14 protein-coding genes are annotated in these 14,046 nt (G+C 69.0%); 7 read left to right on the top strand and 7 right to left on the bottom strand.

Annotated features, from left to right (window positions below; genetic code table 11):
• The first annotated feature begins 6 nt into the window (after positions 1 to 6).
• Positions 7 to 168 carry a hypothetical protein gene (locus KF889_23040; GenBank protein MBX3502328.1) on the top strand — a complete coding sequence of 54 codons (162 nt, stop codon included), beginning with the start codon at positions 7 to 9 and terminating at the stop codon, positions 166 to 168.
• A 29-nt stretch (positions 169 to 197) separates the two neighbouring features.
• Here the strand turns inward: KF889_23040 and KF889_23035 are convergent, their stop codons facing one another.
• The 3 genes from KF889_23035 to KF889_23025 form a co-directional block, all read right to left on the bottom strand.
• The gene (locus KF889_23035; protein MBX3502327.1) at positions 198 to 353 is read right to left on the bottom strand and encodes a hypothetical protein; all 156 of its coding nucleotides are present in this window, start codon (positions 351 to 353) and stop codon (positions 198 to 200) included.
• On the bottom strand, positions 347 to 715 hold the full coding sequence (locus KF889_23030; protein MBX3502326.1) for a DUF393 domain-containing protein: 369 nt from the start codon (positions 713 to 715) through the stop codon (positions 347 to 349). The genes KF889_23035 and KF889_23030 overlap by 7 nt, the downstream gene beginning before the upstream one ends.
• A gap of 139 nt (positions 716 to 854) precedes the next feature.
• Positions 855 to 1,934, bottom strand: coding sequence for a zinc-binding dehydrogenase (locus KF889_23025; protein MBX3502325.1), 1,080 nt, complete (start codon positions 1,932 to 1,934; stop codon positions 855 to 857).
• An 82-nt stretch (positions 1,935 to 2,016) separates the two neighbouring features.
• On the opposite strand from KF889_23025, the gene ggt reads away from it, so the two are divergent.
• On the top strand, positions 2,017 to 3,720 hold the full coding sequence (gene ggt, locus KF889_23020; protein MBX3502324.1) for a gamma-glutamyltransferase: 1,704 nt from the start codon (positions 2,017 to 2,019) through the stop codon (positions 3,718 to 3,720).
• Positions 3,721 to 3,861: 141 nt separating this feature from the next.
• On the opposite strand, the gene KF889_23015 is transcribed toward ggt, so the two are convergent.
• Positions 3,862 to 5,073, bottom strand: coding sequence for an MFS transporter (locus KF889_23015; protein MBX3502323.1), 1,212 nt, complete (start codon positions 5,071 to 5,073; stop codon positions 3,862 to 3,864).
• A gap of 181 nt (positions 5,074 to 5,254) precedes the next feature.
• On the opposite strand from KF889_23015, the gene KF889_23010 reads away from it, so the two are divergent.
• The 4 genes from KF889_23010 to KF889_22995 all read left to right on the top strand — a co-directional run bounded on the left by KF889_23010 (position 5,255) and on the right by KF889_22995 (position 9,788).
• Positions 5,255 to 6,058, top strand: coding sequence for a glucose 1-dehydrogenase (locus KF889_23010; protein MBX3502322.1), 804 nt, complete (start codon positions 5,255 to 5,257; stop codon positions 6,056 to 6,058).
• Positions 6,059 to 6,358: 300 nt separating this feature from the next.
• The gene (locus KF889_23005) at positions 6,359 to 7,315 is read left to right on the top strand and encodes an IS110 family transposase (GenBank protein ID MBX3502321.1); all 957 of its coding nucleotides are present in this window, start codon (positions 6,359 to 6,361) and stop codon (positions 7,313 to 7,315) included.
• A 224-nt stretch (positions 7,316 to 7,539) separates the two neighbouring features.
• Positions 7,540 to 8,307 carry an SDR family oxidoreductase gene (locus KF889_23000; protein ID MBX3502320.1) on the top strand — a complete coding sequence of 256 codons (768 nt, stop codon included), beginning with the start codon at positions 7,540 to 7,542 and terminating at the stop codon, positions 8,305 to 8,307.
• 179 nt (positions 8,308 to 8,486) lie between these two features.
• Positions 8,487 to 9,788 (top strand): LLM class flavin-dependent oxidoreductase, encoded by a 1,302-nt coding sequence (locus KF889_22995; protein ID MBX3502319.1) that lies wholly within the window; start codon positions 8,487 to 8,489, stop codon positions 9,786 to 9,788.
• Between the two features lie 69 nt (positions 9,789 to 9,857).
• On the opposite strand, the gene KF889_22990 is transcribed toward KF889_22995, so the two are convergent.
• Entirely contained in the window at positions 9,858 to 10,226 is a 369-nt protein-coding gene (locus tag KF889_22990) for a DUF559 domain-containing protein (GenBank protein MBX3502318.1), read from the bottom strand.
• 99 nt (positions 10,227 to 10,325) lie between these two features.
• Positions 10,326 to 11,213, bottom strand: coding sequence for an alpha/beta hydrolase (locus KF889_22985; protein ID MBX3502317.1), 888 nt, complete (start codon positions 11,211 to 11,213; stop codon positions 10,326 to 10,328).
• A 198-nt stretch (positions 11,214 to 11,411) separates the two neighbouring features.
• Here KF889_22985 and KF889_22980 point away from each other — a divergent pair, with 198 nt between their 5' ends.
• On the top strand, positions 11,412 to 12,500 hold the full coding sequence (locus KF889_22980) for an alpha-hydroxy-acid oxidizing protein (GenBank protein ID MBX3502316.1): 1,089 nt from the start codon (positions 11,412 to 11,414) through the stop codon (positions 12,498 to 12,500).
• A 118-nt stretch (positions 12,501 to 12,618) separates the two neighbouring features.
• Here KF889_22980 and KF889_22975 read toward each other — a convergent pair whose 3' ends face one another.
• Entirely contained in the window at positions 12,619 to 13,629 is a 1,011-nt protein-coding gene (locus tag KF889_22975; GenBank protein ID MBX3502315.1) for an NADP-dependent oxidoreductase, read from the bottom strand.
• Positions 13,630 to 14,046: the final 417 nt, after the last annotated feature.

Genomic DNA, 14,046 nt, shown 5'->3' with positions numbered 1-14,046 from the left:
CGGGCCATGCCCCGGGTGCTCATCGCCATACTGGCCGTCGCGACCATCGCCGCCGCCGCGGCGCTCGCCTATCTCCTGCACCAGAGCGCGCAAGAGCTTGCCCAGCCGAACCCGGCCCGCGCCAAGGTCGTGTTTCCCTACCCCGAGGTCGTGCGCGAGCAGCAGTGAGGACATCGCTGCGCTCGGGATGACAGAGACTACTCCAGCGCCCCGCGCAGGGCCGTGGCGGAGAGGCGCTCGCGCGCGGGCGTAGAGCGCGTTGGCGATGCGGGCGGCAGGGCGAGCACGATCTTCCTGCCGACGCGCGCGATGATCGCGTCGACCACGGATTCGGCATTGTCGTGGATCACCATCGCCCCTTCGCCCGGTTGCGCCGGTAGAGACGGCGCGCGAAGGCATTGTAGGCGATCTGGCCGAGCTGGCGCAGGCCGGGCAGGCGTGCCAGCGCCGCCAGCCAGCGCTGCCCCCTGGTGCGCGACCACAGCCGCTCGAAGGCATCGACGCCGATGCCGATCGAGCCATCATCCTCCTTCACATTCAGCCGCTCGCGCACGGCTTCGAGCGAGGCGCCGACCTCGGCCACGCGCTCGGGGTTGCTGTGCACGTCGATCCACTCGACATCGGTGGCGCCGCAGGCTTCCATGCGCGCGCGCTGCCCCTCGATCCCGGCGCGGCACACCGGGCAGGCGCTGTTGTAGTAGACCCTGGCGGTCATGCTCGCATCTTACCTTCCCCCGGAGGGGGAAGGTGGCGCGGAGCGACGGAAGGGGGATGTCGAAGACGGACTCCCGTGTCCGGTTTCGACATCCCCCTTCCGCCCTTCGGGCACCTTCCCCCTCCGGGGGAAGGCAAGATCATCGCCACGGCTCGACGAGGATCTTGGTGTGGCGTTCAGGGTTGGCGAGCTCGGTGAAGGCGCCCTTCACCCCGTCGATGCCGACCTTGCCGGTGATCAGCGGCGCGACATCGACCTTGCCCTCGGCGATCAGCTGCAGCGAGCGGGCGAACTCCTCGGGCGTGTAGCCCAGCACGTACTGCACGTTGAGCTCCTTGCTGATGCCGAACAGCGGCTCGGTGCTGTCGGGCTCCATGCAGACGCCGACCACGACGATGCGCGCGCCGCGCGGCACGCCCTCGAAGATCTGCTGCAGCACGCCGGGCACGCCGACGCACTCGAAGACCAGCGCCGGGCGGGTCAGCACCTGGCTGCCCATGATCGGCGCCGCCGGCTTCGCGTCCGGCGGCAGCGCGGCGTGCTCGGTCCAGGTCGCGTAGGCCGAGCCCTTGGCCGGATCGACGACGATGTCGGCGCCCATCAGCTGCGCCAGCCTGCGCCGCGTCGGCGAATAGTCGGCCGCCACGATCGGGCCGATCTTCTTCAGCTTCAGCGCGGCGATCACGGCGAGGCCGACCGGGCCGCAGCCGATCACCAGCGGCACCTCCTCGCCGGTGATGCGCGCCATCTCGACGGCGTGCACGCCCACCGCCAGCGGCTCGGTCAACGCGGCGTGCTCGGTCGACAGCCCGTTGGGCACCGGCAGCAGGAACGGCTCGGTCAGCACCATGCGCTCGCCGTAGCCGCCGGCGAAATCGTTGGAATAGCCGATGGTGGTGATGCCGTCGGGGATGCGCATCACCGGGATCGAGCACACCCGCGTGCCCGGCTTCAAGGTCTTGCTCGTCTGCGGGCCGTGGTCGATCACCTCGCAGACGAACTCGTGGCCGAAGACGACGTCGCGCGCCAGGTCGAAGCGCGGCTTGCCGGTCATGCGCCGGCTGACATCGATCATGCGATGCGCGTGCTTGGCCGCGTGCAGGTCCGAGCCGCAGATGCCGCAGGCCAGCGTCCTGACCAGCACCTGGCCGGCGCCGGGCACTGGATCGGCCAGCTCGCCGGCGACGATGTCGCCGTTGCGGAAGATGGCGGCGCGCATGGCTGATCCCTCCTGCAGATCGTTGCCTCACGCTAGCGCCGACTGCCATGCTCGGTCGACAATTTCGGGGGGAGCGTTTCGTATGCCGCGTCCGGATTGGCGCAAGCGCGCCGGCACGCCGTTTCAGTGCGAGAAACGGCCGGCCATGGGCACCAGGGGCATGGTGGTGACCAACCATCCGCTGGCCTCGGCCGCCGGTGCGGAGATCCTGTCGGCCGGCGGCAACGCCTTCGACGCCGCGATCGGCGCGCTGTTCACGCTCACCGTGGTCGAGCCGATGATGGTCGGCATCTTCGGCGGCGGCATGGCGCATCTGCGCTTCGCCAATGGCCGCCACACGGTGATCGACGGCATGAGCACCGCGCCGCTGGCGGCGCGGCCCGACATGTACCGGACGGTGTCGGACCGGATGCCCGACTACATGGAGACGGTGGGCCGCGAGAACGCCGTCGGCGTCAAGTCGGTGGCGGCGCCGGGCAACCTCAAGGCGTGGTGCCAGATCCTCGAGCGCTTCGGCACCTTCTCGCTGGCCGACGTGATGGAGCCGGCGATCCGCCATGCCTCGCGCGGCTTCAGGGCGTCGGCCTATCTCACGGAATGCGCCTCCGACGTCGCCGCCGACATGGCGCGCGATCGCGAGATCTCGAAGCTCTATCAACCGGGCGGCAGGCCGATTCAGGCGGGCAGCCGGCTGGTGCAGGGCGACTACGCCGAGACCTTGCGCGGCATCGCGAAGAAAGGGCCGGGCGTGTTCTACGGCGGGGCGCTGGGCCGCGTCATCGTCGATCACTTCGCCAGGAAGGGCGGCCTGATCGCGATGAAGGACCTCACCGGCTTCGCGGTGATCGAGCGCAAGCCGGTGCGCGGCACCTATCGCGGCTTCGAGATCGTCGGCCCGCCGCCGCCGACCTCGGGCGGCGTGCACGTGATCCAGATGCTCAACATGCTCGAGCACTACGATCTGCGCCGGCTGGGCTTCGGCACGCCCGATACGCTGCACCTGCTGGCCGAGGTGCTGAAGATCGCCTTCGCCGACCGCAACGCCGCCACCGCCGACCCGGCCTTCGTCAAGGTGCCGGTGGCGAAGCTGATCTCCAAGCGCTACGCCGCCATGCGCCAGGCGATGATCGATGCCAAGCGCGCGCAGGCCTGGAAGACCGGACTGACCCTGCCGGAATCCGCCAACACCACGCATCTCACCGTCGCCGATTCCCTGGGCAACGTCGCGGCGATGACGCAGACCATCAACAATCTGTTCGGCTCGCGCATCATCGTGCCCGGCACCGGCATCATCCCCAACAACTACATGAACCTGTTCGACCCGCATCCCGGCCACACGCTGTCGATCGCGCCGGGCAAGCGGGTGACCTCGTCGATGGCGCCGCTGATGGCGCTGCAGGACGGAAGGCTGCGCTACGCGCTGGGCCTGCCCGGCGGCTTGCGCATCTTCGGCTCGGCGATGCAGGCGCTGATCAACCTGATCGATCACGGCATGTCGCTGCAGGAGGCGGTCGAGGCGCCGCGCGTGTGGAGCCAGGGCGGGCCGGTCGAGATCGAGAACGAGGTGCCGAAGACGGTGCGCGATGCGCTGACCAGGCGCGGCCACGACATGCTGCCATTGCCGCATATCGGCGGCGGCATGAACGCCATCCAGTTCGATGACGACGGCTCGATGCAGGGCGCCGCCTGCTGGCGCGCCGACGGCGTGCCGATCGGCCTGGGCGGCGGACCGGCGCGTGCGGGCACGCGATTCTGGCCCGACCGCACGCGCCCGAAGGCGCGGTGAGAAGGAGGACTCCCTTCCCCCGGAGGGGGAAGGTGCCCGAAGGGCGGAAGGGGGATGTCGAAGACGAACACCGATTCCGTTGAGACATCCCCCTTCCGTCGCTCCGCGCCACCTTCCCCCTCCGGGGGAAGGGAAGAGTCGCTAACGTGCCCGCAGCTTTGCCGACAGCGCGACGGTGAGCGCCAGGCCGACCAGCGCCATGATCATCACCGCCTCGCGCGGGCTCGAGGCATCGGCGAGCACGCCGGCGAGCAGCACGCCCAGCGGGCCGGTGCCGATGCAGACCGTGACGATGCCCATCAGGCGCGAGCGCATCTCGGGCGGCGCCTCGGTCAGCATCAGCGTCGATTGCATGTTGCCGAAGCCCGCCGTGCCGATGCCGCCCAGCACCAGCACAGCGACCGCCAGCCAGTAGGACGGCGAGATCGCCATCACGACCAATGCGACAAAGAACAGGGAAGACCCGCCGACGAACGCCAGGCGGCGGTTGACGCGCACCATGCCCGACGCCAGCACCAGGCCGCCGGCCAGCGCGCCCACGGGCTCGGCGGCGGCGAGGATGCCGACCAGGGTCGGCGAGACCTTGAACTCACCGCTGCCGATCGGCGCGATCAGGCCCGAGTAGCAGAAGGCGAAGGCGTTGACGACGATGGTGATGGCGTAGACCAGCAGGATCAGCGCGTTGGTGCGCGCGAAGCGCAGGCCGGCGGCGATGTCGGTGGCGATGCGGCCCAGCGCCAGCCGCCGCGTCTCCTGCGCGTAGACGAAGCCCAGCATGGCGACGCCGCAGACGAGCTGCACCGCCGCCGACAGGCCGTAGGCGCCGGCCATGCCCAGCAGCTCGAAGGCGATGCCACCCAGCAGCGGGCCGACCATGCGGGTCGCGGCGCCTGTGGTGGAGTCGAGCGCGATCGCCTGCACGATGCGCTGCGGGCCGGCCGCCTCGCCCACCATGCGCCGCCGCGTCGACATCTCGGTCGACCACATCGTGCCGGAGACCAGGCCGCCCAGCACGACGTGCCACAGCGCGAGATGGCCGAACGCCGCGAGCGTCGCGAGGATCGCCGAGATCGACGCCGGCACCAGCAGGGCGGCGAGGAAGACGTGCTTGCGGTTGACCGATTCGGCCACCGCGCCGGCGAAGGCGCCGAACAGCAATTGCGGCAGCTGGCGCGCGGCGGCCACCGCGGCGGCGGCGAGGCCCGAGCCGGTGATCTCGTAGGCGAACAGGCCGGCCGCGAGCAGCTCGAGCCAGCGCATCGCGTTGGCGAAGCCGCCGGCCAGCCACAGCCGCACGAAATCCCTGGACGCCAGCAGATCGCGCGCCCGCCAGCGTTCCTCCTCGTCCTTCATTGCCGCGCACGCTAGCACGTCGCTGGGCGGAACGAGGGCATAACGCCCATGACCGGATTGCGCGACTCGGGCTAGGCTTGCTCGAACGAACCCTCTGTCATCCCGAGCGCAGCGAGGGATCTAGGTTGTTGCTAGATTCCTCGCTGCGCTCGGAATGACAGTGGTGGCGGGAGGAACCAGCATGAACAGACTCGACGGCAAGATCGCGTTCCTGTCGGGCGCGGCGCGCGGCATCGGGGCCGAGACCGCGAAGCTGATGGCCAAAGCCGGCGCGAAGGTGGCGATCGGCGACATCCTCGACGAGAAGGGCCGCGAGACCGCGCGCGAGATCGAGAAGGCGGGCGGCGAGGCGCTCTACGTGCATCTCGACGTCACCAGCGAGGCCGAGTGGCAGGCGGCGATCGACGCAACCGTCAAGCGCTTCGGCGGGCTCGACATCCTGGTCAACAACGCCGGCATGTTCCTCGGCAAAGGCAGCGAGGAGGCGACGCTCACCGAGTGGCAGCGCCTGTGCGGCATCAATCTCACCGGCGTCTTCCTCGGCACCAGGACGGCGATCCCCGCTTTGCGCGAGCGCGCCAAGTCGAGCCCGCAGGGCAGCGCGATCGTCAACCTCGCCTCGATCGCCGGACTCGTGGGCTCGCAGCTCGATCCGCTCTACTCGATGACCAAGGGCGGCGTGACCTTGTTCACCAAGTCGACGGCGCTGGAGTTCGCGCGCAAGGGCTATCGCATCCGCGTCAACTCGATCCATCCCGGCGTCATCGACACCGACATGGGCGCGCAGACCTTCGTGGCGCGCGCGCGCCACGCCGGCACCAACGACGTCGAGCAGGCGCGCAAGGTGTCGGAGAACTATCACCCGATGGGACGGCTGGGCACGACGATGGATATCGCCAACGGCATCGTCTTCCTGGCGAGCGACGATGCCGGATTCATGACCGGCTCCGGCCTGGTCATGGATGGCGGGATCACGGCGCAGTAATTTCCTTCTCCCCGCGAAGGCGGGGAGAAGGTGCCGAGCGCCAGCGAGGCGGATGAGGGGCTTCGCGGCGCCGCAGCGAGCACCACGTTTGACCGCAAGGTCGTGAAGCCCCTTGTGTATCGGGAAAGGACTAGAGTTCGCGAGCGGACGGCCGTTAGCAGCGGCCGTCCGCCGCGAAGCAGAGACCGTATTGCCCCTAGGCCCGAAGACCGTGGATGAGCATGGTCCGCTTCGTGTCTTCCTCGACCCGAACAGTTGAACGGGCTGCGAGCCCGAACGAGCAAGGAAGGGATGACGAAGATGGCACGGAACGAGGGTCTTGTCGGCCTCGATGTCTCGAAGGAATGGCTCGATTGTCACGTGCTGCCGAGCGGCGAGACGTGGCGCATGCGCAACGACGCGGCGGGCCACGCCGCGCTGATCGAACGGCTGGGCGCGCTGGGCGTGCGGTGCGCGGTGCTGGAAGCCTCGGGCGGCTACGAGAAGACGGCGGTATCGGCGCTGTGGGCGGCCGGGCTGCGGGTGCGGGTGGTCGATCCCAAGCGGGTGCGCCACTTCGCCAAGGCGCTGGCTCGGGCCAAGAACGACCGCATCGATGCGCAGGTAATCGCCCGCTTCGGCCTGGCCACGGCGGACGATCGCGACACGACGATCCTGCCCGATGCCCGGCGCGCGGCGCTGGGCGAGCTGCTCGCCGCGCGCCACGATCTGCTCGATCACCGCACGGCGCTGCGGCAGCAGCAGCGCAGCATCGCCGCCGATGTCGCCCAGATCATGGCCCAACCGCTGGCGGCGCTCGAGCAGGCGCTCGCCACGCTGGACGGCAAGATCGCCGAGGCCATCGCCGCGCACACGCCGTTCGCCGCCTTGGCGCGCCGCCTCGGCAGCGTGCCCGGGCTGGGGCCGGTGGCGATCGCCGCCCTGATCGCCTGGCTGCCCGAGCTCGGCAAGCTCTCGCGCCGCAAGCTGGCGCGTCTCGTCGGCGTCGCGCCCTTCGACGACGACAGCGGCCCGCGCCGCGGCGTGCGCGTCATCCAGGGCGGGCGCACCAAGCTGCGCAACGTGCTCTACATGTCGGCCATGGTCGCCGCCACCACCGCCTGCAACCCGACCCTCAACGCCCACTACACGGCGCTGCGGGCCAAGGGCAAGGCCGCCAAGCTCGCCATCATTGCCTGTCTGCGCCGCCTGCTCGGCATGCTCAACGCCATGGTCGCGCGCGACCAGGACTGGCAACCCGCGGCGCTCGCCGCCTGAGCCTGCCGAGCTGTCGGCGCAATGCGCCGACGGCTTGCCGAGCCCAACGAACCGGGGCAGCGGCCGGGTCAAGGCCGTAGCCGCGCCAGCGGGCGCGCGAACGCGCGCGCCTTGACGCGGTCGCTGCTCCGGTTCACTCAACCTCTCCACAATACAGTTGCTCATCCGCCCTTCGGGCACCTTCTCCCCGCCTTCGCGGGGAGAAGGAAGCAAGAGGAGACCACATGAGCCACGACAGGGTCGCGATCGTCACCGGTGCCTTCGGCGGCATGGGCGTGGCGTTCACGCGCAAGCTGCTCGAGGAGGGCTGGCGCGTCGCGCGCTTCGACCTGCAGCCGGCGATCGATGCCGCGCCGCCGGCCGATGACGACAAGCGGGTAATGGCGCTGGCCTGCGATGTCGCGGACTGGAGCAGCGTCGAGCGTTCGGTTAGCGCGGTGCGCGAGCGCTTCGGCAGGATCGACGCGGTGGTCAACGGCGCCGGCATCGTCGCCAACATCGCCTCGATCCAGAAGATGGACCCGGCGAAATGGGCGTGGGAACTGGGCGTCAACCTCAGCGGCCCGTTCCACATGATCAAGGCCACCGCGCCTGATATGGCCGAGTCGGGCTGGGGCCGCTTCGTCAACATCTCCTCACAGGCCGCCCAGGTCGGCTTGCGCTACCAGTCGGCCTATTGCGCCAGCAAGGCGGGGCTGCTCGGGCTGATGCGCGTGGTGGTGGCCGAGTACGGCCACAAGGGCGTGACCTGCAACACGCTGTTGCCCGGGCTGATCGCCACGCCCAAGGTGCTGGGCATGCCGCCGGAGATCCTGCAGCGCGCCGTCGAGGGCATCCCCACCGGGAGGCCGGGCACGGTCGAGGAGATGGCCGAGATGGCCGCCTTCCTGATGACCGACAAAGCCGGCTTCATCAACGGCGCCAGCATCGACATCGACGGCGGCAAGCACGTGCAGATCAGCGACCTCACGCGGCGGCGGGAGGCACGATAGTCATTCCCTTCTCCCCGCGCAGGCGGGGAGAAGGTGCCGAGCGCCAGCGAGGCGGATGAGGGGCTTCGCGGTGGCGCAACGAGCAGCGCGACTCGTATCGGCATCCCGAAGCCCCTCATCCGCCCTTCGGGCACCTTCTCCCCGCCTGCGCGGGGAGAAGGGGAAGACAGGAGAGCATCATGAAATTCGGCCTGCTCTACGAGCATCAGCTCCCCCGCCCGTGGACCGATGGCGCGGAGCACCGGCTGTTCCACGAGGCGCTGGCGCAGGTCGAGCTCGCCGACCGGCTGGGCATCGACTACGTCTGGGAGGTCGAGCATCACTTCCTGGAGGAATACGCGCATTCCTCCGCGCCCGAGGTCTTCCTCGCGGCGTGCGCGGCGCGGACGAAGAGCATCCGCATCGGCCACGGCGTGGTGCTGGCGCCGCCGGGCTACAATCATCCCGCCCGCGTCGCCGAGCGCATCGGCACGCTCGACCTGATCGCCTCGGGCCGCGTCGACTGGGGCACCGGCGAGTCGGCCTCGCGCGTCGAGCTCGAGGGCTTCGGCATCTCGCCCGACGACAAGAAGGCGATGTGGCGCGAGGCGGTCGAGCAGACCGCCAACATGATGGTGATGGAGCCCTATCCCGGCTTCAACGGCCGCTACTTCTCGATGCCGCCGCGCAACATCGTGCCCAAGCCACATCAGACGCCGCATCCGCCGATCTGGGTGGCGTGCTCGCGCCGCGAGACCATCCACGCAGCCGCGAAAGCCGGCATCGGCGCGCTGACCTTCGCCTTCGTCGATCCGGCCGAGGCGGGCAAATGGGCGAAGGAGTATTACGAGATCATCAAGTCGGAAGACTGCGTGCCGATCGGCCACACCGTCAACGCCAACGTCGCCATGGTCACCGGCTTCTCCTGCCACGAGGACGCGGCGGAAGCCAAACGGCGCGGCGCCGAGGGCTTCCAGTTCTTCGGCTACTCGCTGGGCCACTACTACGTCTACGGCTCGCACCAGCCCGGCGTCACCAACGTGTGGGACCGCTTCGAGCGCGCCAGGTCAGGCCTGCCCGAAGTCGGCCATGGCAGCGGCGTCGGCACGCCGGCCGAGCTCACCGAGCACCTGCAGCGCTACCAGGACGCCGGCGTCGACCAGGTGATCTTCATCCAGCAGGGCGGCCGCAACAGGCACGAGCACATCTGCGACTCGCTGAACCTGTTCGCGCAGAAGGTGATGCCGGTGCTCAAGAAGGACCAGGCCGCCCGCGAAGCGAAGAAGCAGGCCGAGCTGGCGCCGTTCATCGAGGCGGCCTTGAAACGCAAGAAGACGATGGCGCCGATCGCCCGCGAGGCGATCCCCGTCGTCACCGCCTACGGCCGCAACGTGATCAACACCGGCCAGGCCGCCGAAGGCCCGACGCACCACCTCAACGCCGACATCACCGTGATGATGAACGACCCGGCGGAAGAGAAGAAGGCGCAGGCGGCGGAGTGAGTCTTGCCTTCTCCCCGCGAAGGCGGGGAGAAGGTGCCCGAAGGGCGGATGAGGGGCTTCAGCGATGGCTCAACGCGCGCCGCCGTCGACATCGTTCAGTGCCGCCCAAATCGCCTCTCGCGTGCTCGTTGGATCCTTGAGGAAATCGGCATTCCAGATGCGCACGACCCGATAGCCGATGCTCTCGAACCAGGCTGTACGTCGCGCCTCGTAGCCCATCTGCTCGACGTGCTGGCTGCCGTCGAGTTCGACGATCACACCGCATTCGATGCAGGCGAAGTCGGCAACGTAGTCGCCGATTGCGTGTTGCCGTCGGAACTTGAAGCCACCGAGGCGACGGCCACGAAGGATCGCCCACAGGCGATCTTCCGCTTCTGTCGCGTCGGCCCGGAGCGCGCGGGCGTTGGCGGTATGAACCTCGCGAAACGGACGTGGCATGCGTCGAAGATCGACGGCGATTGCGGCGTTGTCGAGACACCGCGAAGCCCCTCATCCGCCCTTCGGACACCTTCTCCCCGCCTTCGCGGGGAGAAGGAACTACACGATGAACGCGCGCACGGTCTCGACGAAGGCGTCGAGGCGGTCGTGGTGGACCCAGTGGCCGGCGTTGTCGAAGGACACGACCGTGGCGGTGGGGAATTTCGCGATGCGCCCGTCGTCCTGCGGGTTCGACGCCCAGCTTTCCTTGCCGTAGACCAGCAGGGTCGGACAGGCGATGCGCGTCCACAGGCGTTCGATGTCGTCCTGGGTCATGTCGTAGGGTGACCAGGCGCGCACGTAGTTGTCGAACTTCCAGCTGTAGGTGCCGTCCTCGTTCTGGTTGACGCCGTGCTCGGTGAGATGGCGCGCCTGCGTCGGCGAGAGGTGCTTGTTCTCCTCCTGCATGCGGCGGAAGGCTTCCTCGATGCTGGCGTAGCGCCGCGGCAGGCGGCCCGACAGCCCGCGCACCTCGTCGATCCAGCCGCGCATGCGCTCCTCGATGGTCTTCTTCTGCCGCTCGGCCAGCATCTTCGGCGAGGGACCCAGCCCCTCGATCGCCACCAGCTTGCGCACGCTCTCGGGATAGACGCCGGCGTAGCGCAGCGAGATGTTGCCGCCCAGCGAGTGCGCGACGATGGTCACCGGCGCCAGCTTCTGCTGATGGATCAGCTGGGCGATGTCGTAGACGAAGGCCGACATGGCGTAGTTGCCGTCGGGCGACCACTGGCTGTCGCCGTGCCCGCGCAGGTCGGGAGCGATGATGTGCCAGTCCTTGCGCAGGCGCTCGGCCACCCAGTCCCAGTTGCGGCAATGATCGCGCCCGCCATGCACGAGCAGCAGCGGCGGCGCGGCGGGGTTGCCCCAGTCGACGTAATGCAGGCGCAGGCGCTGAGAGAAATAGACGCGCGAGGTCGGGCCGATGGCGGTGTCGGGCTGGTTGGTCATGCGCTGTCATATCTTACCTTCCCCCGGAGGGGGAAGGTGGCGCGGAGCGACGGAAGGGGGATGTCGAAGACGGACTCCCGCGTTCGTCCCAGGCATCCCCCTTCCGCCCTTCGGGCACCTTCCCCCTCCGGGGGAAGGGAATTTCCCTCGCCCCCGTTTCGCTCTAACGTCCGGCCGGCGAAGGAAGCGAGCGGATCCATGGACCTCAGCAACGAATACCAGTGCCTGCATGAATTCGTGAAGGCGGCGCGCACAAGGCTCAATCCCAATATCTGGGACTACCTGATCGGCGCCACCGAGAGCGAGACGACGATGAAGCGCAACCGGCTGGCGCTCGACATGCTGGGCTTCAAGCCGCGCGTGCTGCGCGACGTGTCGCAGATCGAGGCCACGGGCAGCTTCCTCGACCGCACGCTGCGCCTGCCGGTGCTGCTGGCGCCGGTGGGCTCGCTGGAGTCGTTCGATCCCGGCGCCGGCGTCACCGTCGCCAGGGCGTGCGAGATGTTCGGCTGCGGCATGCTCTTGAGCTCGGTGACCACGGTCGAGATGGAGAAGGTCGCCAAGTCCTCGCCGGCGCTGAAGGTCTATCAGCTCTACGTGCGCGGCGACGATGGCTGGGTCGCCGAGCGCGTGCAGCGCGCCGTCGATTGCGGCTTCGACGCCTTCTGCATCACCGTCGACACCGCGGTCTACTCCAGGCGCGAGCGCGACATCGCCAAGCGCTTCATCAAGTCGTGGCGCACCAACGTCACCGGCGTGAACCATCAGGCCGCGTTCTCGTGGGACAATGTCAGGCGCGTGCGCGAGAAATATCCCGACGTGAAGCTGATGCTCAAGGGCATCAACACCGCCGAGGACGCGCTGATCGCCTGCGACATGGGCGTGCACACGGTCTACGTGTCGAACCATGGCGGCCGCCAGCTCGACCACGGCCGCGGCGCGCTCGACGCCATGCGCGAGGTCGTGGGCGCGATCGGCGGGCGCGCGAAGGTGGTGATGGACGGCGGCATCAGCCGCGGCACGGATCTGGTGAAGGCGATCGCGCTGGGCGCCGACGCCGTGGGCATCGGCCGACTCTATTGCTACGGCCTGGCGGTCGCCGGCGCCGAGGGCGTGGTGCGCGTGCTCGAGCTGCTCGAGGAAGAGGTCAAGGAGTGCTTGGGCCTGCTCGGCCTGGACTCGCTGTCGAAGGTCGACCCCTCCTATCTCTGCCCCGCCAGCCCGGTGGTCCTGCCGCACGTGCACAGCGCCTTTCCGCTGCTGAACCTGGCGGATGAGGGATACTGACTCCTCGTCGTCCTGAGCGAAGCGAAGGACCTGGCGGTGGTGCGATCGGACACCACGCCGGTGCCTGACCGCGATACCGCGAGGTCCTTCGCTGCCGCTCAGGACGACAGCGTGCTTGTCACGTCGGCTCCGGCCCGAGCTTCACCAGCAGCTTGCCGAAGTTCTCGCCGCGCAGCAGGCCGATGAACGCCCGTGGCGCGCGCTCGATGCCGTCGACCACGTCCTCGCGGTACTTCAGCCTGCCGGCCTTGATCCAGCCGGCCATGCGCTTGAGCGCCACCGGCCAGTGCGGCGCGAAATCGGTGACGATGAAGCCGCGCGCCGTCACGCGCTTGCCGACGAAGGTGCCGAGCAGGCGCGGTCCCATCGGCGCGGTCTCGTTGTACTGCGCGATCGAGCCGCACAGCGCGACGCGGGCGAAGAAGTTGAGGTTGCGCAGCACGGCGTCACCCACCGCGCCGCCGACATTCTCGAAATAGACGTCGATGCCGTCGGGACAGGCCGCGCGCAGCGCCGCGTCGAGATCGTTGGCCGCCTTGTAGTCGACGCAGGCGTCGAAGCCGAGTTCCTGCACGACGAAGTCGCACTTGGCCTTGCCGCCGGCGATGCCGACGACGCGGCAGCCCATGATCTTGCCGATCTGGCCCACCACCTGGCCGACCGCGCCCGACGCCGCGCTGACCACGATGGTCTCGCCGGGTTGCGGCCGGCCGCATTCGAGCAGGCCGAAATAGGCGGTCATGCCGGGCATGCCGAGGATGCCGTTGGCGGTCGAGATCGGCGCGATGCAAGGATCGATCCTGCGCAGCTCCGAAGCGCGCGCGAGGCCGTATTCCTGCCAGCCCAGCCGTCCCTCGACGATCTCGCCGGGCTTGAACTGCGGGTCGTTCGACGTCACCACCTCGCCGACGACGCCGCCGGTCATCACCGCGCCGATCGCCACCGGCGGCGAGTACGAGGCGACATCGCGCATGCGCCCGCGCATGTAGGGATCGAGCGACATGTAGATGACGCGCACCAGCACCTCGAGCGGCCCGGGCTCGGGCACGTCGAACTCCTCGACGCGGAAGTCGCTTTCGGCGGGCTCGCCGGCGGGACGGTTCAGCAGCACGACGCGGCGGGCTTTCATGGGTTCAGGTCTCCAGGGCAAGGGTCAAGACGCGAAGCCCAAGCGTAGCGTCTTGACCATAGCTTTCCCCACCCCCTTTAGGGGGTGGGGAAAGCTTGGGGGGATGGCAGGGGGATCGCCGGGGGATGGAAGGTCATCGAAGGGGGGATCGCCAAGGGGGATGGAAGGCCATGGAAGGGCATGGCAGGGGGATCGCCAGGGGGATCGCCAAGCGGGATCGGAGGGACGGCACCGGCGCTCACTCCTCGGCGCTTCCGACGCTGACGTCGCCCGCGGGCGCATGTCATGCGGCCATCCATCACGATTCCACCCGGCGTGACGCTCACGCGCGCGCGGCGTCGCTCAGGGGAACTGCATCTGCTTTCTGGGAACGGGACATGGGCGCTCACTTCAAAGCGCACGGCCTCCCTCGTGCGA

The sequence above is a fragment of the Alphaproteobacteria bacterium genome, from assembly GCA_019635875.1.
GTDB lineage: Bacteria > Pseudomonadota > Alphaproteobacteria > Reyranellales > Reyranellaceae > JAFAZJ01.
This window is presented reverse-complemented; position numbering and strand designations above follow the sequence as displayed.